Source organism: Ruegeria haliotis (genome assembly GCF_013377785.1).
Taxonomy (GTDB): Bacteria; Pseudomonadota; Alphaproteobacteria; order Rhodobacterales; family Rhodobacteraceae; genus Ruegeria; species Ruegeria haliotis.
The window spans coordinates 358777-384775 of sequence record NZ_JABXWT010000003.1; the positions used below are offsets into that span (position 1 = coordinate 358777).

At 57.5% G+C, this 25999-nt stretch carries 25 protein-coding genes; 9 read left to right on the forward strand and 16 right to left on the reverse strand.

Translation table 11 applies throughout. The features are described from left to right. Window positions 1-66 precede the first annotated feature (66 nt). A complete protein-coding gene (locus HW561_RS10285; RefSeq protein ID WP_176864340.1) occupies window positions 67-717 on the forward strand; it encodes a peroxiredoxin in 651 nt (216 codons plus the stop codon). A gap of 26 nt (window positions 718-743) precedes the next feature. Here the strand turns inward: HW561_RS10285 and HW561_RS10290 are convergent, their stop codons facing one another. Together HW561_RS10290 and HW561_RS10295 are read right to left on the reverse strand one after the other, a co-directional pair. After that, a complete protein-coding gene (locus tag HW561_RS10290; protein WP_176864342.1) occupies window positions 744-1511 on the reverse strand; it encodes a glycosyltransferase family 25 protein in 768 nt (255 codons plus the stop codon). 70 nt (window positions 1512-1581) lie between these two features. Next, window positions 1582-2271, reverse strand: a complete 690-nt coding sequence (locus tag HW561_RS10295) for an outer membrane protein (RefSeq protein WP_176864344.1) — start codon at window positions 2269-2271, stop codon at window positions 1582-1584. A gap of 447 nt (window positions 2272-2718) precedes the next feature. Here HW561_RS10295 and HW561_RS10300 point away from each other — a divergent pair, with 447 nt between their 5' ends. After that, window positions 2719-3357 carry a DUF1326 domain-containing protein gene (locus tag HW561_RS10300; RefSeq protein WP_176864346.1) on the forward strand — a complete coding sequence of 213 codons (639 nt, stop codon included), beginning with the start codon at window positions 2719-2721 and terminating at the stop codon, window positions 3355-3357. Window positions 3358-3430: 73 nt separating this feature from the next. On the opposite strand, the gene HW561_RS10305 is transcribed toward HW561_RS10300, so the two are convergent. Beyond that, on the reverse strand, window positions 3431-4411 hold the full coding sequence (locus tag HW561_RS10305; RefSeq protein WP_176864348.1) for a Hint domain-containing protein: 981 nt from the start codon (window positions 4409-4411) through the stop codon (window positions 3431-3433). A gap of 169 nt (window positions 4412-4580) precedes the next feature. Next, window positions 4581-6731 carry a polyribonucleotide nucleotidyltransferase gene (gene pnp, locus HW561_RS10310; protein ID WP_176864350.1) on the reverse strand — a complete coding sequence of 717 codons (2151 nt, stop codon included), beginning with the start codon at window positions 6729-6731 and terminating at the stop codon, window positions 4581-4583. 765 nt (window positions 6732-7496) lie between these two features. Between pnp and HW561_RS10315 the strand changes: the two genes are divergently transcribed. After that, window positions 7497-7856, forward strand: a complete 360-nt coding sequence (locus HW561_RS10315; protein ID WP_176864352.1) for a hypothetical protein — start codon at window positions 7497-7499, stop codon at window positions 7854-7856. On the opposite strand, the gene HW561_RS10320 is transcribed toward HW561_RS10315, so the two are convergent. Then, window positions 7853-8755, reverse strand: coding sequence for a LysR family transcriptional regulator (locus HW561_RS10320; protein WP_176864354.1), 903 nt, complete (start codon window positions 8753-8755; stop codon window positions 7853-7855). The genes HW561_RS10315 and HW561_RS10320 overlap by 4 nt on opposite strands. 148 nt (window positions 8756-8903) lie before the next feature. Here HW561_RS10320 and HW561_RS10325 point away from each other — a divergent pair, with 148 nt between their 5' ends. From HW561_RS10325 to HW561_RS10335, 3 genes are all read left to right on the forward strand, one after another. Then, window positions 8904-10478, forward strand: a complete 1575-nt coding sequence (locus tag HW561_RS10325; RefSeq protein ID WP_176864357.1) for an arylsulfatase — start codon at window positions 8904-8906, stop codon at window positions 10476-10478. A 253-nt stretch (window positions 10479-10731) separates the two neighbouring features. Continuing rightward, window positions 10732-12333 (forward strand): BCCT family transporter, encoded by a 1602-nt coding sequence (locus tag HW561_RS10330; RefSeq protein WP_176864359.1) that lies wholly within the window; start codon window positions 10732-10734, stop codon window positions 12331-12333. Between the two features lie 381 nt (window positions 12334-12714). Beyond that, window positions 12715-14166: a hypothetical protein gene (locus HW561_RS10335; RefSeq protein WP_176864360.1), complete on the forward strand. Its 1452-nt coding sequence runs from the start codon at window positions 12715-12717 to the stop codon at window positions 14164-14166. Between the two features lie 542 nt (window positions 14167-14708). On the opposite strand, the gene HW561_RS10340 is transcribed toward HW561_RS10335, so the two are convergent. From HW561_RS10340 to rbfA, 7 genes are all read right to left on the reverse strand, one after another. Beyond that, a complete protein-coding gene (locus tag HW561_RS10340) occupies window positions 14709-14936 on the reverse strand; it encodes a hypothetical protein (RefSeq protein ID WP_176864362.1) in 228 nt (75 codons plus the stop codon). A 311-nt stretch (window positions 14937-15247) separates the two neighbouring features. Then, complete coding sequence (gene rpsO / locus HW561_RS10345) at window positions 15248-15517, reverse strand: 30S ribosomal protein S15 (protein ID WP_176864364.1); 270 nt, start codon at window positions 15515-15517, stop codon at window positions 15248-15250. Window positions 15518-15661: 144 nt separating this feature from the next. Next, window positions 15662-16672 (reverse strand): calcium-binding protein, encoded by a 1011-nt coding sequence (locus HW561_RS10350; RefSeq protein WP_176864366.1) that lies wholly within the window; start codon window positions 16670-16672, stop codon window positions 15662-15664. A 95-nt stretch (window positions 16673-16767) separates the two neighbouring features. Beyond that, on the reverse strand, window positions 16768-17277 hold the full coding sequence (locus tag HW561_RS10355; RefSeq protein ID WP_176864368.1) for a DUF1643 domain-containing protein: 510 nt from the start codon (window positions 17275-17277) through the stop codon (window positions 16768-16770). A gap of 21 nt (window positions 17278-17298) precedes the next feature. Further along, the gene (truB, locus tag HW561_RS10360; protein ID WP_176864370.1) at window positions 17299-18204 is read right to left on the reverse strand and encodes a tRNA pseudouridine(55) synthase TruB; all 906 of its coding nucleotides are present in this window, start codon (window positions 18202-18204) and stop codon (window positions 17299-17301) included. Window positions 18205-18286: 82 nt separating this feature from the next. After that, the gene (locus tag HW561_RS10365) at window positions 18287-19024 is read right to left on the reverse strand and encodes a phosphodiester glycosidase family protein (RefSeq protein WP_176864372.1); all 738 of its coding nucleotides are present in this window, start codon (window positions 19022-19024) and stop codon (window positions 18287-18289) included. Continuing rightward, window positions 19021-19416: a 30S ribosome-binding factor RbfA gene (rbfA, locus tag HW561_RS10370; RefSeq protein WP_176864374.1), complete on the reverse strand. Its 396-nt coding sequence runs from the start codon at window positions 19414-19416 to the stop codon at window positions 19021-19023. The genes HW561_RS10365 and rbfA overlap by 4 nt, the downstream gene beginning before the upstream one ends. Before the next feature lie 92 nt (window positions 19417-19508). Between rbfA and dapB the strand changes: the two genes are divergently transcribed. Further along, window positions 19509-20318, forward strand: a complete 810-nt coding sequence (dapB, locus tag HW561_RS10375; protein ID WP_176864376.1) for a 4-hydroxy-tetrahydrodipicolinate reductase — start codon at window positions 19509-19511, stop codon at window positions 20316-20318. Window positions 20319-20735: 417 nt separating this feature from the next. Here the strand turns inward: dapB and HW561_RS10380 are convergent, their stop codons facing one another. The 3 genes from HW561_RS10380 to tmpA form a co-directional block, all read right to left on the reverse strand. After that, window positions 20736-21596, reverse strand: coding sequence for a hypothetical protein (locus tag HW561_RS10380; protein WP_176864378.1), 861 nt, complete (start codon window positions 21594-21596; stop codon window positions 20736-20738). 137 nt (window positions 21597-21733) lie between these two features. Then, entirely contained in the window at window positions 21734-22324 is a 591-nt protein-coding gene (tmpB, locus tag HW561_RS10385) for a (R)-1-hydroxy-2-trimethylaminoethylphosphonate oxygenase (protein WP_176864380.1), read from the reverse strand. Then, on the reverse strand, window positions 22321-23457 hold the full coding sequence (tmpA, locus tag HW561_RS10390; protein WP_176864382.1) for a 2-trimethylaminoethylphosphonate dioxygenase: 1137 nt from the start codon (window positions 23455-23457) through the stop codon (window positions 22321-22323). Before tmpA ends, tmpB begins: the two co-directional genes overlap by 4 nt. A gap of 99 nt (window positions 23458-23556) precedes the next feature. On the opposite strand from tmpA, the gene HW561_RS10395 reads away from it, so the two are divergent. Then, on the forward strand, window positions 23557-24411 hold the full coding sequence (locus tag HW561_RS10395; RefSeq protein ID WP_176864384.1) for a LysR family transcriptional regulator: 855 nt from the start codon (window positions 23557-23559) through the stop codon (window positions 24409-24411). A gap of 4 nt (window positions 24412-24415) precedes the next feature. Here the strand turns inward: HW561_RS10395 and HW561_RS10400 are convergent, their stop codons facing one another. Then, window positions 24416-24598, reverse strand: a complete 183-nt coding sequence (locus tag HW561_RS10400; RefSeq protein ID WP_176864386.1) for a DUF1674 domain-containing protein — start codon at window positions 24596-24598, stop codon at window positions 24416-24418. A gap of 88 nt (window positions 24599-24686) precedes the next feature. Here HW561_RS10400 and HW561_RS10405 point away from each other — a divergent pair, with 88 nt between their 5' ends. After that, entirely contained in the window at window positions 24687-25946 is a 1260-nt protein-coding gene (locus tag HW561_RS10405; RefSeq protein WP_176864388.1) for an RsmB/NOP family class I SAM-dependent RNA methyltransferase, read from the forward strand. Window positions 25947-25999: the final 53 nt, after the last annotated feature.

Consider the following 25999-nt stretch of genomic DNA (forward strand, 5'->3'; position numbering starts at 1 on the left):
CTGCACGCAAAGTGATTAGGTTCACGGCAACCGACTCGAGATTTTTCACAGGAAAGGAGATGCACCATGGGTTTGCGCATCAACGATACGGTCCCGAATTTCACGGCAGAAACGGATCAGGGAACCGTTCAGTTTCACGATTGGATCGGCGACAGCTGGGCCATCCTGTTTTCTCACCCCAAGGATTTCACCCCTGTCTGCACCACCGAGTTTTCGGCCGTCGCACAGCTGAACGATGAATGGGCCGCGCGCAACACCAAGGTGATGGGCGTGTCGGTCGATGGTGTCGAAGACCACAAGAAGTGGAAAAAAGACATCGAAGCCTATGGAAACGCCAATCCCGGTTTCCCGATCATCGCCGACGATGGCTTGGCCGTGTCCAAGGCGTTCGACATGTTGCCCGCCGAGGCATACCTGCCCGATGGCCGCACCCCCGCCGACAGCGCCACCGTGCGCTCGGTCTTTATCATCGGGCCGGACAAGCAGCTGAAACTGTCGATGACCTATCCGATGACCGTCGGCCGGAACTTTGCCGAGATTCTGCGCGCGCTGGATGGGTTGCAGATGTCGTCCAAGGGTGTTGCCACGCCTGCGAACTGGGTGCCGGGTGAGGATGTGATCATCCCTCCGACCGTCTCCAACGAAGATGCCAAGGCAAAATTCGGCGAGTTCGAGACGATTTTCCCCTATCTGCGCAAGACCAAGGCGCCGTCATAAATCAAGGGCGGGGGTTTTGGCCCCCGCTACTCTTGCGGGCGCGATGCCCCCTGAGGGCAGTCCGTGTCAAATGACACAGGTGGACGCTGCGGATAAAAATACAGCTTCGTCCGATAGGCCGCGCGCTTGAATTCGCGGGTCATCTTGTCACTCAGCGGCGGTCGCATCTGAATGGTCGAACCGCCGATTTCCCGAGCCACCTCCTGATTACCACTGCCCAACAAGGCGTGGATCGGCTGACCGGTCAGCCAGTGCATTTGCAGGAACGTGTCCACCGGACGGTCGATGTGGTCGGTTGCGGCCAGCAACCGCTCGGCGGCGCGGCGTCCAACCATCTGACAGACACATTGCAGACCGACGATCCAAGGCAGAATCAGTCGCAGCCCGTCCTGTTCGGCAAGCGTCTGGGCCGGGATCTCACGTTGCTTGACCGGAATGCGGATGTAGTGATCCGGGGTCGCAATGGGCTGCAGCATGTCCAGAACCTGCTGCATCCGGTCCGGGTCTATACGCAGATCATCCTCGGTGATGATTGCCAGATCGATATTCTCATCCACCATCTTGCGCCAGATCCGGCGGTGGCTTTGAAAGACACCAATCTCTGCAGGGCGCAAAGCAAACGGATAATAGGGGCGGTGCAGGGTGCCGAGATGCATGCTGACATCCGCGATCTGATCCGGGTCGCGCCCGTTCACGGCTTCGAACAACTCGGCGTTGGGCAGGTCATTGCACAGCTTCTCGGCATTGGGTCGCCGGGCTGTGCTTGAGGACATATGAATGATGAATGAGCGCATGCCCCCGTGCATAGAACACGAGGGCATGCGGGGGAAGGGAAACCGGAGAGAAACGCTTCCCCCTGTGTGATCAGAAGCGATAACGCACACCGAAATTGACGCTGAACGTATCCAGATCGTCCTCGACCGAACCGGTTGAGGCGCCGTTAGGCGCAAGACGATCGGACGAGACGTCGAAAACGCGGGAATAGCGGGCGTCGACGGTGAATGCGGTGGTGGCGTTCAGGTCATAGGCGACACCGGCAATCAGTTGCGCCGCAAAGTTGGTGTCGCTGTCATCCAGCGAGACGCCCGGCCCATACGAGAAATCGATGTCCGAATAGGTGGCGCCCAGACCAAACCCGGCAAACGGCGTCAGCGGACCCGACTGCTTGAAATCAAACAGCACATTGGCAAACAGCGAGGTCTGGCTGATGTCACCCGACACGTTCGCCTCAGACCCCGGCCCGTTTCCGGTGAAATTGACGCCGTCGACATCATTGTCGCGATAGGACAATTCCAGCTCGATCCGCGTACCGATGATGTCGTTGGACCATTGCGGAATTTCCGTACCGATCGCCAGACCCAGCCCATAGCCGCCGTCGAAATCGGTATCGACGGACTGGCCCGCCCCACCGATCGTGCCCGAGAAATCGCTGTCCTGCAGCTGGCTATAGCCGATAAAGCCCTGAATGTAGGTGCCGTCCGACAGGCTCTGTGCGCTGGCGGCGGAGGCGCCCAGAATCAGGGCCGTCGAGGCCAGGATAAGACGATTGACCATGATCGTGTCCTTTATTCCATATGGTTCATGGAGACATCTGGGGAACATTGGATCAAAGGAAAGGTACGGCGCCTTCACTTCGCGTCACGTAATCTTAGGCCAGTGTGAGCGAATAATCCGCCAATCCCAAGAGACCTTTGATTCCACGCGCAAAACACAGGATCGGATACCTCAAGCTGGCCAGTGTGAGCCTTTTCAACGCTTCGATTGCATTCGGGTCCGAGCCGGATGAACTGCGCCAGAATGCAAGCGCTCAGTTCGCAAGAACAGCGTGTCGCCGCAGCCGCAGTTCTTGAATCGCCCAATTTGTGCTAGTCTGACATGGCTGATTGGCCGAGCGTTCCCAAAAAGCGTCTCGGACTCGGTATCGCCCCATTTCATTTTGCGGGGCAGGGGGTGAACCCAACGGGTTCTGGACTTTCACACTTTGCGGGAAAGGAGAAGGCGGTGGCATTTACAGATTGGTATATTGAGGGGAACAGCTTTGGAAACTGCAATTGCGGTTACGCCTGCCCCTGTCAATTCGAGGAAATACCCACCCATGGCAATTGTCGTGGGTTTGAGGTGCTGGAGGTCACCGAAGGACATTTCGGCGACACGGATTTAAGTGGCACCAAAGCGGCGTTGTTGTATGCTTGGCCCGGTCCGATCTTTGAAGGCGGCGGCGAGATGCAAGTCATTGTGGATTCCGCCGCGACCGAAGCGCAGCGGACCGCTCTGCAGCGTGTTTTTCAGGGCGAAGAGACCGAAGAAATGGCCACGCATTGGTACGTCTTTCGCGCAATGTGCGACACATTGCATGACACGCTGTATTTGCCGATCGACCTTGCCATGGATATTGATGCCCGTACCGCCAAAGTGTCAGTCGGTGACGTTCTGAAATCGACAGGCCGCCCCATTCAAGCGCCTCACGGTGGTGGAGAACACCGCGTGCGGATCGATATTCCCGGTGGTATTGAGTTCACCATTGCCGAGGTCGGCAGTGCTTCGACCCGCGCGGATACGGCGATAAACCTCGATCTCATCGACAGCTACGGTCAGTGGCACACCCTGAAACACGGCCCCAGCGGTGTTGCGCAAGGATAAGCGCGACCAAACCGGGCTCAATTCCGCCGCCCCGTATGGGTTTTCCGGGCGAGATCAGGCCGCGTGCGTGACCTCACCAATACCCCGGGACCGATAGGTTCGACCGCATCATGCGGACCTCGTATGGCTTCAGAACCGGCAAAGCGGTCTCGCCATAACCGGTCTTGGGGCACCTGAGTTCAGGGAACAGATCAAACAGCTCGCGTTTGGTGGCCGGGGCCATGGCGCTCATCGTGGTGTCGCCGGGAAAAAAGGATTCTGACCAGATGCCTTCCACATTCACCAGCTCGTGTTGGTCGAAAAGAATGTGGATGTATTCGACCCCTTGTTCTGGGGAAAGTTGCTCGATGGCTTTGCCGTTGACCATACCCTTGGCCGGGGCCAGCATGACCGGTTCAAAGTAATACAGCTCCATCATGGCAGAGGTCACGGCAATCCGATGTTGGGGCGAGATCAGAAGATCGCGGCTAGGACAGTCTTTGGCAAAGCTGCCGGCGCGGATACGAACCGGACAGAGGTGCGGATCACGTTTCAACTCTTGCGCAGACAGCTGGCGCCGGCCAATCCAGCGCACCGGCCGTGTGGCGCCATCTGCGGTGATCACCTCGTCTCCGGGCTCCAGCGTCTCAATCAAACGTTGACCTGACGGTGTAAGGATCAGGGACCCGGAGGTAAAGCACACGAAGGTTGGAATGGTTTCGTATTCGGATGGTGGCGCGGTGACGATGGTGTTGTTGGTGTTGGCAATTGTGTCGCCAACTTCGACCTCGCCCGAGGTAACGACAATGTACTGCGGGTTTGAAAATTGCAGCAAAGTGAACGTAACGGGGGTTCCGCCAACGTCACCGTTGTAGATTTCAAAAGTCTGGAAATCAGTTGAATTGCCGATAAAACTGGGAACGCCACTCACATCCAGTTGCAAACCACCGTCTGCATCGGGATCTTCCAGGTCATCGTCATTGTCGACTATCGCCACCTGGTATGCGTTCAATACTTCGACATTCGCGCTGCCCAATGGGTCGACGTCGATCTCGTAAATCGTGATAAATTTCATAGCCGAACAGCATCCGTCGAAAGTGAAAGTTTAACGTTTTCACCATGATTCTACACGTTAAACGTGCAAGTCGATAGGTTTTTGGCTTTAGTAGGGCAATGGTGTCGCCAAAAAGCAAAAGGCCCCGGTCAATCGCCGGGGCCTTTCCGCATTCAAAAGAGGGTGCAGATTATTCTGCGCCTTCCTCTTTCTTTTCTTTCTTCTCAGGGGCGATCTCTTCGCCGGTTTCCTGATCGATCATCTTCATCGACAGGCGTACCTTGCCGCGATCGTCAAAGCCCAGCAGTTTGACCTTCACTTCCTGACCTTCCTTCAGAACGTCTGACGGATGGTTTAGGCGGCGGTTTTCGATCTGGGACACGTGCACCAGACCGTCGCGCTTGCCAAAGAAGTTCACGAAGGCACCGAAGTCGACGATTTTGACGACCTTGCCGGTATAAACCTGACCTTCTTCCGGCTCGGCGACGATCGAGTGGATCATCTCATAAGCCTTCTTGATCGATTCACCATCGGGCGAGGCGATCTTGATCACGCCGTCATCGTTGATGTCGACCTTGGCACCTGAAACTTCGACGATCTCACGGATCACCTTACCGCCCGAACCGATCACTTCACGGATCTTGTCGGTGGGGATGTTCATGGTCTCGATGCGCGGGGCATGGACCGAGAATTCGTTGGTCTCGGACAGGGCTTTGCCCATCTCACCCAGAATGTGCATCCGGCCGTCCTTGGCTTGCGCCAGGGCTTTCTCCATGATCTCGGGCGTGATGCCCGCAACCTTGATGTCCATCTGCAGCGAGGTGATGCCGTTCTCAGTCCCCGCCACTTTGAAGTCCATGTCACCCAGGTGGTCTTCGTCACCCAGAATGTCCGACAAGATGGCATATTCGCCGTCATCTTCCAGGATCAGACCCATGGCCACACCGGCAACCGCTGATTTCAGCGGAACACCCGCATCCATCATCGACAGCGAACCGCCGCAGACAGACGCCATCGAGGACGAGCCGTTGGATTCAGTGATCTCCGACACGATGCGGATCGTGTAGGGGAAGTCTGTCGCTGCAGGCAGAACCGCCTGAAGCGCACGCCATGCCAGCTTGCCGTGGCCGATCTCACGACGGCCCGGACCACCAACGCGGCCAACTTCACCAACCGAGTAGGGAGGGAAGTTATAGTGCAGCAGGAAGTTCGATTTGAAGTTGCCATGCAGCGCGTCGATGAACTGCTCATCGTCGCCGGTGCCCAGCGTGGTCACAGCCAGCGCCTGCGTTTCACCACGGGTGAACAGGGCCGAACCGTGGGTCCGTGGCAGCATTCCGGTTTCCGAAACGATGCTGCGGATCTCGTCGGTCGCACGACCGTCGATACGCTTGCCGGTTTTGACAACGTCGCCGCGCAGAATGCCAGCTTCAAGCTTTTTCAGGGCCGAACCAAGATTCGCGTCACCCAGCTGCTCTTCGGTCAAAGCGGCTTTGATGGTGTCACGTGCGGCGGAAACCGCGGCAGTGCGCTCTTGCTTGTCGCTGATCGCAAATGCGGCGCGCATCTCAGTCTCGCCAGCAGCTTTGACAGCAGCAGACAGCTCTGAGTAATCGGCAGGCTGAAAGTCGAACGGTTCTTTTGCAGCGTCTTCGGCCAGATCAATGATCAGGTCGATGACCGGCTGAATCTGCTCGTGTGCGAATTTGACCGCACCCAGCATTTCCGCCTCGGACAGCTCATAGGCTTCCGATTCAACCATCATCACGGCGTCTTTGGTACCGGCAACAACCAGATCCAGACGCTGTTCAGGGTTCAGGCGCAGGTCCTGCATGTCGTCGACGGTCGGGTTCAGGATGTATTCACCATCCTCGAAACCAACGCGGGCACCAGCGATCGGGCCCATGAACGGTGCGCCGGAAATGGTCAGCGCCGCCGAGGCCGCGATCATCGCAACCATGTCCGGGTCGTTGACCAGATCGTGGGACAGCACGGTGCACATCACCAGTACTTCGTTTTTGAAGCCGTCCACAAACAGCGGGCGGATCGGACGGTCGATCAGACGCGCGGTCAGCGTCTCTTTTTCCGTCGGGCGCGCCTCGCGCTTGAAGAAGCCACCCGGAACCTTACCGGCGGCATAGTATTTCTCTTGGTAGTGTACGGTCAGCGGGAAAAAGTCCTGACCGGGTTTTTGTGCGCGGGCAAAGGTCACGTTCGCCATGACGCTGGTTTCGCCCAGCGTGGCAATCACGCTGCCGTCGGCCTGACGGGCAACCTTGCCGGTTTCCAGTGTCAGCGTCTCTTCGCCCCACTGCATTGATTTCTTAGCTACATCAAACATATGCGTATCCTAGAAGGGAGCACTCCCGCCCCTGCGGGTCTCCCGTTTTGCATGGCGGCCCCATTGCCGCCGATCCCATTTTAGCTTTCGTCTGAGTGCCAGGATCAGGGCACAACGTCTCAGATGTTGCGCGCATACATGAGATTGCGTTGGAAGGAAAGGGGAACCGAACGGGCCACACAGCACCGCAGACTGCCGCGCCGATGCACATCCCACGGACTTTGATGCGGCGCGTTTTTGCCCCGGTCCGGATGCTGGCGTACCGGTTCCAGACCACACGGCATAGGTCTGTGACCCACATCACTGACCAATCTGCCGGAACCTGCCACACTATTACTATTCTAGTAGCCGCGCTTTAAAATATTTCGAAGCGCATTTTATCATTATCCTCCCTGTGGACTAGGGCGCGCCTAATACAGACGCGTCCTTTTTTTGTCTGGTGCTGCGGTGCGAATTCAACGGGTCTGAAGGGCAGGTTTGTGGGCGTTTCAGATTTGACGTTACGTCGAATAACGTAACTCTGGTGCGGTGCGATCCACCCTAGGCATCGGTTTTTCACCAATTTTTTGACTTCCTGATCAAAATATGACGCTTTTTGCCGGATTCTTCCCCCTAACGATGAATTTCAAAGTCCCTAGATGCGCCTTGTCGCTGTGGGCTGCCACTCATGGAACATATGATCCTTGAGCCCTCTCCAACCCACTGGGTTCGGATCAGGCCCGCAGCGGCAGTGCTTATAAGTCCGGCTGCTGGAGGAGTTTGAATATGCACTTCAAATCAATTCTGAACCGCCTGTTTGAAACCGGGACGGTTGATCGCGAGACGTCAGACGGCACCGCGCCCGCATTTTCAGATGCGAAGGATCGGCAAAGCAATTTGCAAAAATCCGAGATTACCGAGCTCTTTCGCAGTGCTCTTGAAGAAAAGCAAAGGGATCTGCTTTTGCGACGAGCGGACGTTGCGGACTCGACCAGAACGGATTGTCTCTATCTAACGGGTCCGATCTCTGCCGGGCTGCCTCGGCAGTTCCGGGCGCAGGTGTTGCGACTGCCAATTACATCACCTCAGGCAGGTCAAACACAAACGGACGAGTCCCAAGCAGGTGCCAAGGGCTCCACCCGCTAGGCGATAAGCTCTTTCAGCTGTTGCCACAGCAGATCCACCACTGGCTGTCCCTGACCTGATTTTCGCGCAGCGCAAATGTTCCATGTGATCTGCGGGTCCGTTTCGATCAGTTTGACAGACCCTGTGCTGACAAGCTCGGCAAAGGTCTCGGGCATGCCGCCGACGACAAGGGTGTTGTCGCCCAGCAGAGAGGTCAGAAAGGCATAATCGTCGCTTTCGATTTGCGGCAAGGCTCGGACCTTTTCCGCGGCCTCTTCGGTCCCGCCCAGTGCCTTGGTCAATGCCGCCCGCCAATGCTTGTGCAGATGTGGCGACGCAAACGAGTAATCAAACACATCACTCAGCGCGCAGACACTGGCGCTGTGAAGCGGATGATCGACATGGGCCGCAAAAACGACCGCGCGTTTTTCAAACATCATCAGCTCGATATTCTCGGTTTCGGGCGTATGGGTCAGATCGCCGACATAGATATCGATCTCTCCGCTTTCCAACATCTCGATCGGTGCCTGACGGGCACTGACCGAGACCCGAACTTTCAGATCGGATAAGGTTTGCAGCGCGCCTTCGATGGCGGGCTTGATCAGCGTTCGTGGTGTCAGTGGCCCGCAACCGATGTGAACGGTCTGCCCGGTGTCGGACCGGATATGTGCAATCTGGCGTTCGCAGGCCTGCAATTCGGTCTGCAGCTTTCGGGCGACTTTCAGGAACGCCTGCCCGTCGCGGGTCAGGCCACTGTTGCCGCGTTTGCGGTGAAACAGGGCAAACCCCACCTGAGTTTCCGCCATCGCGACATAACGCGACAACGAGGCGTTCGAGACACCCATGCGCTTTGCCGCCTCCTGAAAGTTCCCGGTGTCGGCAAGGATCAGGAACGCGGACAATGATTTTTGGTTCAGCATTTCAATTCCAGAGATTTCAGAATGCGGTCATTAAGTTTCACAAACTGCAAGAAAGTAAACCCGCGTTGCGAGCCAAAGCGACCAACCGCTAGGACATATTCATTCAGGCCATCTGGCCGCCAGTCATCGAACTAAGGAGATTAATTCGATGTTTCAGACCAAAACGATAGCAACCAGCGTTGCTGCCGCTCTGTGCGCCGTCGCGTCCGTGTCCACGGCCGCAGCGGAAACCGAGCGGCCCAATATTCTGGTCATCATGGCCGATGATGTCGGCTGGGCCAGCCTGGGCAGTTACCATCAGGGTGTCAAAAGCATCGAAACCCCCAACCTCGACCAGCTTGCCGCCCAAGGCGCGCGGCTGACGGACTACTACGCGCAACCCAGCTGCACCGCGGGACGCTCGGCCTTTATCACCGGTCAGTATCCGGTGCGGACCGGCATGCACACCGTGGGCCTGCCCGGTGATCCGGTTGGTCTGAACGACGCGGATCCGACGCTGGCCAACATGCTGAAATCGCTGGGCTACACCACGGGCCAGTTCGGCAAGAACCATCTGGGTGATCTCAACAAGTTTCTGCCGACGGTAAAAGGGTTCGATGAATACTGGGGCTGGCTCTACCACCTGAATGCCATGGAATATACCACTGACCCTGATTGGCCAAAGGACCCTGAGTTCGCGGCTCAGTTTGGTCCACGCAACATCATCCACTCCTATGCAACGGACACCGCCGACGAGACGGTCGAACCACGCTGGGGTCCAGTTGGCAAACAGCGCATTGTCGATGACGGCCCCGCGCCGCCAGAGCGTCAGAAGACACTGGATGACGAAGTCACCGCCCACACCATCGACTTCATCGACCGTGCGGTTGACACTGACACGCCGTTTTTCGTCTGGATGGCCCCGGCGCGTGCCCATGTCTGGACCCATCTCAGCCCCGAATACGAGGCAATGCTTGGCGACGGGCGCGGACTGCAAGACATTGTCATGAAGGAACTGGATGACAATGTCGGCAAGGTCGTGGCCCATCTGGACGCTCTGGGTATCGGCGACAATACCATTGTTGTTTTTACCTCGGATAACGGCCCCGAAACAATGACCTGGCCTGATGGCGGCACCACGCCGTTCCACGGTGAAAAAGGCACCACGTGGGAGGGCGGCTTTCGCGTCCCCGCGATCATCCGGTGGCCCGGCAAGATTGCCGATGGTCAGGTGTTGAACGGTGTCTTTGACGGCATGGACTGGATGCCTACCCTGGTCGCTGCAGCCGGTGGACCACAGGATCTGCCCGCCGATTTGCTGGACGGTTTTGAGGGCTATCAGGTGCATTTGGACGGCTACAATCAGCTCAGCTATCTGACCGGTGACTCTGACAGCAACCGCAAAGAAATCATCTACTACGAAGGCACCGATCTGCAGGCCGTCCGCTACAACGACTGGAAGGCGCATTTCACCATCCAAGAGAACGGCTGGGCAGGCCCCAAGGATGAGCTGAACGCCCCGCTTCTGTTCAACCTGCGCCGCGATCCTTACGAGAAGGCCGCCGAAGAATCCGGTATGTATACCCGCTGGATGGGCAATAAGATGTGGGCCTTTGGTCCTGCCGCGCGACTGGTGCAGGCACACCTCTCCACCTTTGCCGATTTCCCGCCGCGCGGGGCCGTTGTCGGCAATGAAACGCATGTTCAGGAACAAGTCAGCAGCGAAGGCGGCATGTCGCAGTAACGCCTGAACCGGTTGTTCAAGGCTGAAAACCAAGTCCAAACGCCCGCTGAATGGCGGGCGTTTTTCGTTGTTTTACAACAGTTAACCTGTTCGCAGATGTGGGAATTTTGTGAATTTCTGACAACGGTGTAGGCTGACAACACACAACCCACGGTCGAGATGACGGAAACACGCCAAGGGGGGTACTACACTCATAACCGTCTGCCGGCCGAATACCTTGGCGTTTGCACCCAGCGAACAGAGGGGCAGTCGAATGGCACAAACCAAGAAAATGCTGGATCCGGATCCACGGATCTATGATTTTGAGACCGAATACGAGCTGGGACAGGATAACGTCCGGCCATTTGGTCTGGATATCCACAATCCCGTCTTCCTGATCTCGAGCATCCTGATCTTTGCGTTCGTCTTGATCGCGCTTGCAAACCAAGAGGCGGCAGCGACGTTCTTTGGATGGCTCAGGCCCTGGCTGACCAGCACATTCGACTGGTTTTTGGTCCTCTCGGTCGATGCAATCACCATATTCTGTCTGGTCCTGATCGTCCTGCCCGTCGGCAAAGTCCGCATTGGTGGCAAGGACGCCACGCCGGACTATTCCTACGCCGGATGGATTGCGATGATGTTCGCAGCCGGTATCGGTATCGGCCTTCTGTTCTTTGGCGTGATGGAGCCGGTCTACTACAACTTTGCCGAAGATGGCGGTGCCCGCCCTCTGGGCATCGATATCGCGGTGCCGGGCAATGAATACGCTGGAGTTGTTGGGACAATCCACCACTGGGGTCTGGAAGGTTGGGCAATCTACGCCGCTGTTGGCCTCAGCCTGGCGATCTTCAGCTATAACCTCGGATTGCCTTTGACACTGCGCTCGGCGTTTTATCCCTTGCTGGGCGAGCGTGTCTGGGGCTGGTGGGGTCATATGATCGATACGCTGGCGGTGTTTGCCACGCTGTTCGGACTCACAACCTCGCTTGGGTTGGGCGCGCAGCAGGTTGCCGCCGGATTGTACGAGGTGTTTGGCATCGAACCCAGCCCAACGGTCACAGTCGTCCTGATCATCGGCATCACGCTGATCGCGCTGGGCTCGGTCCTGATGGGCATGGATGCGGGCGTCAAACGGCTGAGCGAAATCAACATGATCATGGCCGTCGGCCTGTTCATCTTCGTGATCGTCGTCACCGGCGTCGGCACAGCCATTTCGCGGTACTTCAGCGTGATGACGGACTACGTGTTACACCTGCCTGCGCTATCGAACCCGTTCGGGCGTGAAGACACCAGCTATTTCCACGGCTGGACAACGTTCTATTGGGCCTGGTGGATCGCATGGTCGCCCTTTGTCGGCATGTTCATTGCCCGCATCTCCAAGGGCCGTACGGTGCGTGAATTCATGATCTGTGCCTTGCTGGCGCCCACAGCGGTTTGCGCCCTGTGGATGTCGACCTTTGGTGGTGCCGCGATCGACATGCTGAACGAAGGCGGAGCCGAGGGCGTGCATGCCACGGTGATCGCAAGCTACGCCCCCGAAGGCGCGCTGTTCGGTTTCCTGAAAGAGCTGCCGCTTTACCCCATCGTCGCCCCGATTGCGCTGGTCCTGATCGTGGTCTTCTTTGTCACCTCGTCGGATTCCGGATCACTGGTGATTGATACCATCACGGCGGGCGGCAAGATGGACGCCCCGGTGGTGCAGCGCGTGTTCTGGTGCACGCTCGAAGGTCTGGTGGCCATAGCCCTGCTGCTCGGAGGTGGCCTCGCCGCGCTCCAGGGGGCCGCGGTCTCAACCGGCATCCCGTTCACGCTGGTGGTTCTGATGATGTGCTACTGCCTCTGGCTGGCGCTGAAATCGGAACGGGCGAAGATGTAAGACAGCGCCCAGAAAAACCGAGAAACGCCCGCCGAAAAGCGGGCGTTTTCTTATGGTGCTGTATTCGGCTGCGAGCCCTTTGCTGCCATTAAAGGTGCCTCAGCATTTCGCTTGTGCGGCACGCCGCGAACTGCGGTAGCGGCTATTATTTCTAATGTCCGACTCCCTCTTGAAAAATCGGTATGTAGTGCTTATGTAAGAAATGTCCTTTGGATAAAGGGCATTGAAGAACCCGGAGCGGGTTCTGGGATTTGGCCGACCGGATGGGAGGCGATGAATGGCTAACTTGGTGAAAACTAAGGACCTTCATGTCAAACGCTCAAAGCGTTTGAATTTCTGGGACCAGCTCCATCACCTGAAACGGTTAATATGGAGACCCCAATGAACTACAAAAAAAATGACATCGTAATTAGGTTCGCCAACGTTGCGGCCCAGCCTTCCCCTAAAGATAGTGAGTTTGAAGTAGATACTCCTATCAAAAGGCTGATTGGGTTTGTAGAAGCTAAGAACCTCTTTCCGCTTTTTGACAATGCCGGCCTAGCGGCCAATCCTCGGTCATCCCGACGAAATTCAGTTGTCGAAGATATACTATCCACTTTGGCAACATCACCATCACTCTTCCGATACAAATCGAAGGGGGTTCTTGTCGGAACTGCAAACTATGAACCATTGCAACGCAATAGGTTTCGCCTCGTGTTCAACGAACCCACTATCGAAGGGGTTCTAGATGGCGGGCACAACATGCTCGCAATTGGCCTGTTTGTGCTTAAGGAGTTAATGGAAGATGCGGACTGGAGAAAAGTAAGATCTTGGGATGATATGAAATTTGAGTGGGATGCGCGACGCAAGGAAATTGAGCGTGTCAAAAATTTGTTCGATTTCCTCGTTCCATTGGAGTTACTTGTTCCATCTGGCATGACCGAAGATCATCTCGACGCATTCTTGATGCCTCTCCTAGAAGTCTGTGAGGCGCGTAACAACAACGCTCAGCTCCCGCTTGAAGCAAAGTCAAATAAACAAGGCTTTTATGACGCGATTAAGGCCAGTGTTTCTGATGAGTTTGCAGCCCGTGTTGAATGGAAGCCAAACAGTTGGGAGGACGATGACGAAAAACGTCCTATCAAAGTTCGGGACCTGGTGTCACTTTCTTGGATCCCTTTGAACGAGTTAAACGACTCTAACGGTCTTCCCATAGATCTTAGTGTGACGCCTCAAAACACGTACAGAAACAAGGGGGAATGCTCAAAACGCTTCGAGGAGCTAATGAGTCACGATGATGTTACGGTCCAGAAACATGGGCCTCAGCGTGAACTAAAGCACGAAGGCGTTGAGAGTGCATTCACGGTACTCGCCGACATCCCTAAGCTTTATGATCAAATCTATGCTGATTTCCCGAAGGCGTATAACGGCAGAGGAAAGCGCCGCTTTGCTTCAAACCCAATCGTCAAAATCTATGACCCTGAAACTCGAAAGAATGCCTTGGCGGCGGGTAAGGATGTGCAAGGATACACTACTGTACAACCGTCGACACCGTTCTTTCGAAAACCGGTCAAGGACAACTACCCAATCGGCCTGATTTACCCGTTGATTTATGGATTGAAAGGTCTGATGACGATTGAAGAAGGTCACGTCATTTGGGCTGTTGATGATCCCGCTGCCTTTGTTGATCGGAACTTGGGTCGAATAGCAGACTCTTACCAACTGGTGTTGAATATGGCCAAATGGGATCCACAGAAGATCTCTAAAGACCCGAACTCGTACGAATTTTGTGTTCGCGAGTTTCGGAACGCATTGTTCGAAGAACGTCGCCAAGAAACAATGGAGGTGCAGTAATGCTAAGTCGAGCAAAAACCAGTGGCGTTCGCCTCTCAGTTTTGGATGCGGCCATTGTAAAGGGAATGTTGGCACGTGGTGATAGACAACATGACATAGCGGCATGGTTTGGGGTAAATGGCGGGCGAGTCGCGGAAATTGCATGTGGACGAACCTTTGGGTTTGTTCGTTCTGCGTCACTAGGGGAGCTACCTCCCCCCGGCCCTTATCCAAATGCGCGCGACGCGATGGTTGCGATTCAGGCACTTGAGCAGGCCAACATCGCCATTGAAGATGCCAAATCTTTGCTTCTGCGGGCCAAATAGAACACTTGCAGGAAGGCGCGCTGCGCCTTCCTGCAACACTGATGAAAGATCTAATATCATTAAGATACAGAACCAGCATGCTATGGTGCGTCGCCAATACGGCTAAATAGCCGCGGATCGGTCGGTTAATGCCTGCTTTACCTGACGCACCAATTGCCTTCGCAACTGAAGAGATTGACCGCTTCCCGCCCTCCCAGCGGATCGCTTCGCTTATGCAGCGAAGGTCCGCTTGGTGGCCTATCCGCCGACATAAACCCCGCTCTTTGGCCGGTAGAAAATCTTCTGATCGTGAAGCCGGCCCAGCAGGTCTTGAATGCGGCGCAGGGACTCTGCCCGTTCCGCCTTGTCAGTCTCATCTTCACTGGCCGACTCGTGGGACAGTGACGTTAATGCGCGTCGCAGAGAGACCTCGATAAGGTCAATGTCTTCGACTGACAGTTCGAACATGTCGTTGTACTGAGGCATCCTGGGATCTCCTACCTGGGCGCAGGACTCCAGAGTGCCTGAACTTCTGTCGGTTTTCCAGCTTCAGCAAAAGAAGACACCTGGCAATCAGAAGACCATAGCGTTCTGCGATCTCAACATCCGGATTAAAAAGCCACACCGCCGCGCCATTTCTGCATGCGCAGCAAACGACAGTTTCATATCTGTCCTGCGTTTGAATTTGGTTGGTCTTCAAGAGCCAGAACAAAAAACGCCCGCCAATGGCGGACGTTTGGTTCGTACAAACTGTACAAAGCGGGTCTCAGAACTTGTACGAAACGTACAAGTCGCGCTTAACGGCGGATGCCCAGCTTTTTGATCAGGTCCTGGTAACGCGCTTCTTCTTTGCCCTTCAGATAGTCCAGCAGCTTACGACGCTGGGCAACCATCTTCAGCAGACCGCGACGACCGTGGTTGTCTTTCTTGTGGGTCTTGAAGTGCTCGGTCAGGGTGTTGATACGCGAGGTCAGGATGGCAACCTGGACTTCTGGCGAACCGGTGTCGCCGTCCTTGGTTGCGAAATCTTTCATGACTTGTGCTTTATCAGCGGCAGTAATCGACATCGGGGTCTCCTTTAAAAGGTTAGAGTGAATGGCGCAGGCCGGGATGTCGTCCAGCACAGGCCCATGGAGAAAACCGCACCGATTCCGATGCGGATGGGCGCGTATAGGCGCTTTTGCAGTGAATGGCAAAGGGATTCTACGGGCTCAGCCCATCTGTCCATACTGCGCCAGCTGCGCCTCGGTTATCAGTTGAATGTCATCTGCCGTAATGCCTTCGGCGCCATAAAGATGGGCGACCTCTTGCCCGTTGATCATGACGCGGGTCAGATTTGAATTCTCGGCGTCGGTTTCAATCTCGATATCCGGGTCGGTCTGGTCTTCCCACGTGATCAGCAGTTTATCTTCACCCGGTTGAAAGCCCATGACAGTGACTTCATCTTCGCCATCCTCGATATCCACGATGATGTCATCCGACCCCTGACCGCCGGTTGCCACGTCACCACTGTTGGCAAGGATGGTATCGTCTCCTGAGCCGCCGTTCAGGAAATCGGTCTCGCCACCGCCGCCGAACAGAACATCGTTGCCGTCACCGCCAAAGACCACATCCTCGCCTTCGCCACCGTCTAGGACGTCATCCCCGAAACCGCCATACAGCGCATCATCGCCTGCCCCGCCAGTCAGCGTGTCATTGTCCTGACCGCCATAAAGCTCATCCGCGCCGTCGCCGCCGTCCAGCACGTCGGATCCGAAATGGCCATATAGATCGTCATCGCCTTCATTCCCGGCCAACTGGTCATCGTCGGCCTCGCCATGCAAAACATCGTCTCCGTGCCCGCCTGACATGACGTCAGCTCCGTCGCCGCCATGCAGTACGTCGTCACCGCAGCCCCCATCTATGATGTCGTCACCGCCATAGCCGTTGATCTGATCATCGCCCTGCTGCCCGGTCAACGCATCCACGCCGTCCCCTCCGGCAATCACCAGATCACCCTCGAACTCAGAGATCACTGTGCCGGTAGAGGGTTCTTCAACCTCGGATGTTTCCGGTTCTTCGACGTTTTCGCCGATATCCAGAAATGCCCCATCCTGGATTTCTGCCTGTCCATCATCCTCGGGGCTGTCATCCGCACCCTCTTCGTCAGCAACAATGAGATCGCTTATTGCATATGCTGCGCCACCAACGGCGGCCAATCCAAGCAAACCTGCCAGAAACATGATAACCCTCCGAAAGCGAGCTGCTCCGAGGGTGAAATATCCCATGCATTCAGGGCCTTGGTCAAAGCCAAGCTGAGTCTGTGGTTAACCGTTTGTCACCGGTCCCAGAGTTCGGGTTGTTGGGAATATGCGATATACAAGGGATGCTTTGGATGTCCACCTTGTGTCAAACCCAGATGGGATAAGGGCTGCCCGGTGCCGCGTAGCAGTTGTTCCACAGCCTTTCCCCGCTCCAGATGCGCGCCATGGGTGCCCCATGCGGCGATGACCTGATCAGACCAATCCACACCTGCCAGAATGGCAGCGTCATTGTCAGGCCCCACGGGATCGGCAGCGGCGCGCATCTTGCGCGGGTCAGTGTCGCGCCAGGCAAAGATGTTGGTGACCTGAAACGCTCCGAACCCTAAGGCCCGCGCCCGACGTTCGCAGCGCTCGACCGTTGGATCGTTCTGCACCTCGGTCGCGGTTGACGGGTTCAGCATTACGAACAAAGCCTTGTGCCCTTTTTGGTTCCAGATGCGGGTCAGGCTGTAGCGATAAAGCTCGCAATCGGAATAGACGGCGGTCGAGGGCGCGTCGCCCTTGGTATGGGAGCGTGTGATCATGCCCATCGCCTAGCATGGCTGTCAGACGACGAACACCCGGCTGGGATGCAATTCGCCGGATTTGTAGACGCCCACCGCCACGGCCTTGCCGTCCAGCGAGGCCCACGCCTCGTCGCCGTATTCTATGTCCGAGGCCAGAACCATGCCCGGATTGCCATTACGCAGGCGGGTGGCGCCTTCGGGCGTGCATTTCAGTTCTGGCAGATCGGCCAGACCGATTTCCAGCGGATGCAGATACTCGTCCAGCGCGGTGGTCTTGGCCATGTCGTCGATCTGTTCGATGCTCAGCCCGTCTTCGGCCTCGAACGGGCCGGACCAGATGCGGCGGAGTTGTCTGATGTGGCCGTGGCACCCCAGCGCCGCACCCAAATCGCGCGCGATCGAGCGGACATAGCCGCCCTTTCCACAGGTCATTTCCAGCGTGACATGATCCTCGTCCGGGCGGTCGATCAACACCAGTTCCTCGACCCAAAGGGGGCGGGCGGTCAGTTCCACATCCTCGCCGTCGCGGGCCAGTTTATAGGCGCGCTGGCCGTCGATCTTCACCGCCGAGAATTTGGGGGGCACCTGCATGATGTCGCCAATGAACGGCGACAGGGCCTGCTTGATGTCTTCGTCCGTCGGGCGCATGGGGCTTTCTGCGATCACTTCGCCTTCGGCATCGTCGGTGTTGGTGGCCTGACCAAGACGGACGATGAAGGTGTAGGCTTTCAACGCATCGGTAATGTAGGGAACGGTCTTGGTCGCCTCACCCAAAGCCACTGCCAGAACGCCGGTCGCCTCGGGATCGAGCGTACCCGCGTGGCCTGCTTTCTTGGCGTCCATCGCCCAGCGAACCTTGTTGACCACAGCGGTCGAGGTTATGCCCGCGGGCTTGTCCACCACCAGCCAACCGGAAATGTCGCGACCCTTGCGTTTGCGTCCCATCTTGCACCTTGCATCTTACCGAGGCGCGCGACCTAGCGGATCGGTCGGGCGCTGTCAATTTAGCATGGGTGGTGTGGTTTGCTTAGGGGATATCCTGCACAACGCCCACGATAGGCCCCAGCGAAAATCCGACATCCGAGCGATTGGAGGCCCGATCATACATGCGTGAGATATTGCCGTCGAAGAACAGCGCATTTGGCACCTTCAGCACATCGCGGAACAGGCTGCCGAACTCGTGGAAGGTAACGTAGTCCTCCGAGATCGCGAACACCGCGCGCGTGCCATCCGCGCTGGTCCCAACACCGTTGCGAACGTAGTGCGAGGTTGAATCGGGCAGGAAACGCGGGTGCAATTCGCCGTCGATCACCAGCATGGGCCCGGATTGGGTGGCGAAACGGCATTCCGGTGCCTCATCGACGTATTTCAGCGTTTCGATCACATCAGCGCGGCCATCGCGGAGGCAGAACACCCCGTTGGGCAGCAGGCCGAAGTTGCCCGGACCCGGATTAGAGATCACGCGCATCTCTTCCTGACCGTTCTCGACATAATGTCCGACGGGCGAGCGGTCGTCATGATACATGCCCGCATTCATGGCGAAGGTCAGTTGTTTGCCATCAGGTTCCAACGCCTCATTCACCGACGAGAAATGCCCTAGTACTTCGCCGTTCCCGTCGTTCAGAAACAGACGTAGATCTTCAGAGGCGGCATCGACCTCGCAAATGGTGTACCGCTTGCCTTCATCGGTCAGCTTTTCACACGTGACCGCCGAGGCCTGCGCGGCCCAGAGGATCGCGCCCAATGTGACAAGCGCCCGAATCACTCGTCAAGATCACGGCGCACCGCGTCCTGATCGAAGATACGGCGGGCGTCGTCCAGACGGTCGAACGTGTCATCCAGCCGGAATCGCAGATCGGGCGCGAATTTCAGACCGACCTTCTTGCCGACCATGCGCCGCAGCTCGTGTTTGTTGCGAGCCAGCAGTTCGATCACGTTCTCTTGCCCTTTGCCGCCTAAAGGCAGCACATAAGCCGTCGCGATTTTCAGATCGGGTGAGGTGCGGACCTCGCCCACAGTGATAGACATGCGGTTCAGGTCGGGGTCGTGGACATCTCCGCGTGCCAGCACTTCGGACAGAGTGCGGCGGATCAGTTCGCCGACGCGCAATTGTCTTTGGGACGGGCCGGGGCCATCGTGGAATTTGTTCTTTGCCATAACCCCCGATCTAAGCCCAAAGCGGGGCTTTGCCAAGCGGCCCCGAACCGGGTAGGACGCTTTGAGCCGAATTCAGTAAAAGGACCAGCGCAATGACCCATATTCCGGGGATCGTCATAACAGGGGCTTCGGGCCGTATGGGGCAGATGTTGATCAAGACCGTGACGGACAGCGATCAGGCGCGTCTGGTCGGCGTGGTCGAGCGCAAGGGTCACGATTGGATCGGGCAGGACATCGGCGAGGCGATGGGTGGGCAGGCGTTGGGCGTCACCGTCACCGACGACCCGTTGGAGGCGTTTGCGCAAGCGCAGGCCGTCATTGACTTTACAGCGCCGGAGGCGACGCTGGAGTTCGCAGCTTTGGCCGCGCAAGCCCGATGCGTGCACGTGATCGGCACCACTGGCATGTCGGATGAGCAGATCGCGGCGCTGGAACCGGCATCGCGCCATGCGGTGATCGTGAGGGCAGGGAACATGAGCCTCGGTGTCAATCTGCTGGTGCAACTGACCAAGAAGGTTGCCGCCGCGTTGGACGAAGATTTCGACATCGAAGTGATCGAAGGGCATCACCACCACAAGGTCGATGCGCCCTCGGGAACAGCCCTGATGCTGGGAGAGGCGGCAGCCGAAGGGCGCGGCGTCAAGCTCGAAGATGTTTCGGATCGGGGCCGTGACGGAATCACCGGCCCGCGCAAACGGGGCGATATCGGTTTTCACGCCATTCGGGGTGGCGACATCGTGGGGGAGCATGACGTCCTGTTTGCCGCCCCCGGAGAACGGATTGTTCTGCGTCACCTGGCGTCAGATCGAGCCGTCTTTGCCCGCGGGGCGCTGAAGGCCGCACTGTGGGGGCAAGGCAAAGCGCCGGGTCAGTACGACATGGTTGATGTTCTGGGATTATAGGCTCTGCAGCTAGATGTAGGCTCTCACAAAAACGTAGGCAATAAACATCGCGACCCAAAACAGCACTGCAGTTATGAGTGAGGCAAACTGCAATAAGAGAAAGCGAAAATTGTTTGCGTTGGGAACGAGACGTATTGCATTCGGCATATGTTGATCATTGCATTTCTCAAACATAAAAAAGTAGTTCGCCGCGCCATATGCATTCAGAAGAAGCCTTCTGTGTGACGGAGGGCTGCCGCGTGCTTTTGTCCAAAACTCGATAAATTCTTCTTTGAAGTTGAAGATCGAAAAAGTCGAAGTGAGCAGAAGCATGGCGACCCATGATGAGACACTCATGACGACCACGAAGCCAAACATAAACAAAAAAAGAGTCAGCAGATCTATGTTCTTTCTTGCCTCGTGGGGATGTGGTTCTTCCTAGCGAAAAGCGGTTAGTCCGGGCGGTTCTGCGCCCTCCTTTTCGACCTGTGCGAATAATGCACCCAAACGCTGATCCCATGCCGGGAACTCTCCGGTCAGTGCATAGGTCAACCGTTCAGCCCCAATCGAGATGCCCAAAGGCGCGACCTCGCCGCCGATGATGATCTCTCCGATCTCGGTCCAGTTGGCCGATGGGGGATAGGTGGCGGGTGCGGGTTCATCCGTGTCCTCGACGCGATAATAGACGCCCATCGTGATCAGATACTCCTCACCAAACGGATCGGGAAAGAAATAACCCGAGGCATCGCGGGCGGCCAAGGCCTCGGTTTCATCGCGCAGCAGCACCTTCTCAGAGAAGGGCAAGCCCATCTCGTCCAGCGCAGGCCGTACACCAGTAGACTGCGGGACGCTGACAAAAGCGATGCGGGATGGATCAAGGCCAAGGTCCTCAGTCAACACGCGAACCATTAGCCGGGTCGTCACTTGACCGTCAGCGACTTGGGCAGGATGGCAGCCGACTTCGTGGAACAGGGGCAGGATGTCCTTGCGGTTCTTTTCGTTGACGTCCGCCACACGAGCCAGTGGCTGGACGACGAAAGAGCCCGTGGGCAAGGCGGATTGATCGAAATCATGCCGCAGGCCGCCGTTGTAATCCGAAATGCCGGTCACGATGGGCAAAGGCTGGTCTTCCGAAACGCCCAGGCCGGAAAATATGTCTCTGACGCGGGTCAGAGTGTCCTGAAATGCCGCCTCAAATTCGTCGCTCTGGCCCGTGGTTGCGACCGCGCCACCCGGCAGCATCGAGCTGAGTGTGGCGGCGGTTCCCAACTGAACGGCTTTGCGTCTGTTCAGCTCCATATCACCGATCCTCCGATTTTGTGGCAGTTGATTTTCTACCTGAGAGTATCGCAGAAGACTGGAGTAGACATTAACGAAATCTAAAAACCGTGCGGCAGGTCAACCGCATGGTTTCAATGACAGGCACAGACACTGGATCAGGCCGTGCCCATGTGCCGGTCGACCATCCGCTGCACCATCGGCGCGAAATGGGTGAAATCCGGGGTGGCCATGTCTGCCCGTTTTCCCGCCTCATCCAGATAGCGCACCTGAATGATCTCTTTCAGGTTTGGGTTCTCTTCGAACGCGGCAATCTCGTCATCATTCATTGGCCCACCCTGTAGTTCCAGCGTGTGGACCGAGGCTGTTGAAAGACGTGCGAAATACTCGGGCTTGGTGGCGCAGAGATAGCGCTTGGCGGCCACATGATAGCGGCAGCAATCGGTGATGACCGAGGGGAAGAACTGCTCCAGCACTTCGGCCCCTGCGTCCTCGTGGTGGCGATCCTCGGTATCATCGGGATGGTAGGTGCCGAACTCGGAGGTGAAATGGCCGATATCATGCAGCAGCGCGCCGACGATGATTTCCTCGGCCTGCCCGTTCTGCTCGGCAATCGTGGCGCCTTGCAACATATGCTCGGCCATCGTCACCGGCTCACCCAGATATTCCTCGTCGCCCCGGCGTTCGAAGATATCACCGATGAAGGCGACGATGTTTTCGCGGTTCAGGACTGAGAAATCCGGTTTCATTCCGCGGCCTCCGGTTGTGCCATATCCATCGCTGCCAGTGTCGACAGCAGCCCGTCCTTGTCGGCGTAGCATCCCTGCAACCAACGCGAGCCTGCGCCAGAATAGCCCAAACGCGCGTGCAGCACGCGGGTGTTGTCGACAATGAAGCTCTCACCCGGTTCCAGTTTGAACGACACGCCCATGGCCGGATCGTCAATGATGTCACCCAATTGGCGGTAGGCGGCGTAATAGGCCTCCATCTGGTCAAACGGAACGTCGACAAACGGGGCGGAGGAGCGGTTGTTGAATCGGATGCCGATCAACTCGCCGTCCGGCGACAGTTCAATCATAGGGCGGCGCGACCGCAGGCAGATTCCGTCCGAGCCCTTGTATTCGAACCGCGCAGGGTATCCGGCCAGAAGGGCAAACCCCTTGGGGTTGTCAGCGCGCAGGCGCTCGGCGGCGCGAAAGCCGTCGACGACGATGGAATCGCCGCCCTCGGCGCTGTTCTCAAGACAGTACAGGATTTGCAGCGTCGGTACCGGGTCGCGATAGGGGTTGTCGGTATGAGCCTGCAGACCAAGGCCGGTATAGGCGAGGTTGGTGGGGTTTACCTCGGTGCGGACCTCGAAATAGGGGCCATAGTTTGTCTCGCGCACGTAGCCAAACAGATCGGCCACCTTCAGCAGCGATTCCGGCTCGGTCGGGCCGTTGGTCAGCTTGGCAAAGCCGAACTCGGCAACCGCTGCCAGCCAATCGCGTTTGGCCGTGGGGTTTTCGTGCACTTGGGTCCAGTCACCGCTGGGCGCACCGATGCCGCGTTCCCATGTGGTGATGCCGGGCGCGATACGGCCGGTTTCGCCAATGTGGCCGATGTCATAAATATGAGTGGCCAGCCAGTCCGCAGGGAAGATGACCGTTTTGCCTTCGGGCTGAAACGTCACTTGCAGGTCGCCGTTCAGAACCTTGGCGGCACTGACCGAGATGTCAGCTGCGATATCGCCGATGGTGATCAGGCGTTGGCCGTTGCCCGGCGCGCGGGTTTCAGGGTCGAGCGCGTTGTCGCGCAGCCAAATGGCGTGAAAGCGGGCCTGGGTGCCAGTGTCGAATTCAACTGTTACGATCGAGGCGTCATGGGTGGCGAGGCGCAGCATTGGGGATCTCCTGTTCAGCGCGGGCTTTGGTTGAGGACATAAGCCGCTTGTGGCATTACGACAATTAATCCTTCTTTCTGCTGAGGCATGGAAAATCTTATGGCTAAGAAAAAGGTCGGTTTGCCACCGTTGGATTGGTTGCGTGTGTTCGAGGCTGCTGGACGGCTCGGTGGATTTTCGGCGGCGGCCCGAGAGTTTGGGTTGACTCAGGCAGCGGTCAGCCAGCGGATCGGTAACCTTGAGGCGTGGCTGGGCCGGTCATTGTTCGTGCGTGAGGCGCGCGGCGTATCGCTGACCGTCGAAGGCGAAAGCTATTTGCCGTTGGTGCAGGACAGTTTGCAGGCGCTGGAGCGCAACACCGAAGATCTCTTCGGCAAGTCCCCCCGCGAATTGCGGGTGGCGGGGCTGTCGTCGCACATTCACGCGCTGGTCCTGCCCGTACTAGCGCGGTTTCAGAACTTGCAGCCCAAAGTACGCGTGATGACGGATTCCGTTGCACGCCGGTCGTCGCTGGATGAAGAGCGGACATGGTTGCAAATCCGTTATGGCCGCGGTGCGTGGCCCGGGCGGGATGCGGCGCTGATCGCGCCTGAAGTACTGGTTCCCATGGCCGCCCCCGACATTCGTTGGGGTGCGCCATTGATAGATCTGCGCGGTGAAAGGCCGGGCTGGCAGGATTGGGCCCGCAAAACGGATCAGGCCGAACTGCCACCGTCCAAGGTCAGTTTCGATTCGATGGAGCACGCGATCTCGGCGGCCCGGCAAGGCATGGGCGTGGTTTTGGGATCTGTTCCGCTTGCCACTGGAGAGCTCCAATCAGGGCAATTGCGTAGACTGGGCTTGCCGGAATTGCACACCAAGGACGGCTACTGGCTGACCTGGCCCGAAGAGCGGGCACACTCCAGAAAACAGCGCGCGCTGATCGATGATTTCCTGCAGGTCTTACGCGGATAAACGATCAGAAATCGATGGCGATGCCTTTTTTCTCCCAATCGCCATAGCGCGCCGGATCGGGGCCATCACGTCCACCCAGTTCCCGGGGGATCTGCTTTGCGTCGGCTTCGGCTTTGCGGCGACGCTCTTCAGCTTCGGCCAAGGCACGCTGCGCGGCAGGGGGCAGGTCTTTGCGTGTGTCGCTCATGACATCGGGTTCCTTTCCGTCCACGGCCTTGATATACGCCCCCGTCCGCCGTTGGCAATGCGGGCGCAACCAATACGAAGGCGATATTATGTCCGACAGCGCAACAGCCGCGCGGCGCAGCGCAATCTATCTGCTGGATCAGGTTCTGGGCGAGGGGCGCTTGCTGTCCGAGTGTCTGGCAGCCGGTGCTTTGGACCGTCTGGGTCCCGAGGATCGTGCCCGGGCGCAGCGGCTGGCGTTGGAGACACTACGCGGGCTGGAACGCGCGGATCGTCTGCTGGACAATCACCTGAACCGGACGCCCGCATTGACCGTGCGAAATGCACTGCGACTGGGTGCGGTGGAATTGTGCAACGGAGAAGCCGCGCACGGCGTAGTGAACTCCATGGTCGAAATCGTCGGACGCTCACGCAAGCATGGTCGCCTGAAGGGGTTGGTGAATGCAGTGTTGCGCAAAGTCGCCGCAGAAGGACCTGAAGCCTGGCCGAAAATGCGTGTGCCGCGCCTGCCGGAATGGCTGAGGGGGCCGTTGGTAACGGCTTGGGGGTCTGAGGCTGTTGCAGGCATGGAGCAAGCTCATTTCGCTGGCGCACCGTTGGATTTGTCTGTGAAACCGGGATCTGAAGGGCCGGCAAGCGACACCCTTCCCACCGGATCCATCCGGTTACGTGGGGCTGGTCAGGTTTCGGCTTTGCCGGGTTTCGATGCCGGCGACTGGTGGGTTCAGGATGCGGCAGCGGCCTTGCCTGTCCGGATTCTTGCGCCCAAAAGCGGCGAGGCGGTGCTGGACCTTTGTGCGGCGCCGGGCGGCAAGACGCTGCAATTGGCTGCGGCCGGGGCCAAGGTTACGGCGCTGGATATCTCGGAATCGCGGATTGAGCGTGTGAGTGAAAACCTCACCCGTACGAAATTGACTGCACAGGTGATTGTCGGGGATGCGCTGGAACAGGAGGGCCAGTACGACGCCGTCCTTCTGGATGCACCCTGTTCCGCCACCGGCACGATCCGGCGCCATGCCGACCTGCCTTTCGCCAAGGACGGTTCAGATTTCGGCGCATTGATCGAGTTGCAGGCCCGGATGCTGGCCCATGCCTGGACTTTGCTGAAACCCGGTGGTCGTTTGATCTATTGCACCTGTTCCCTTCTGCCCGACGAGGGCGAAGTTCAGATCGAAGAGGCTCTGGAACAGTATCCGGACATGAGTGTGGATCGATCCGCGCTGAGGGTGCCGGGTGTCGAAGACAGCTGGATCACCGAAGAAGGTGGGTTGCGTCTGCGCCCGGATTATTGGCCTGATCTTGGTGGAATGGATGGGTTCTATATCGCCTGCCTGAACAAATCCACCTGAGAACACGCTTTTCGATGACTTGACGATCGACCCGGTCTATCGTTGGTTCAAGC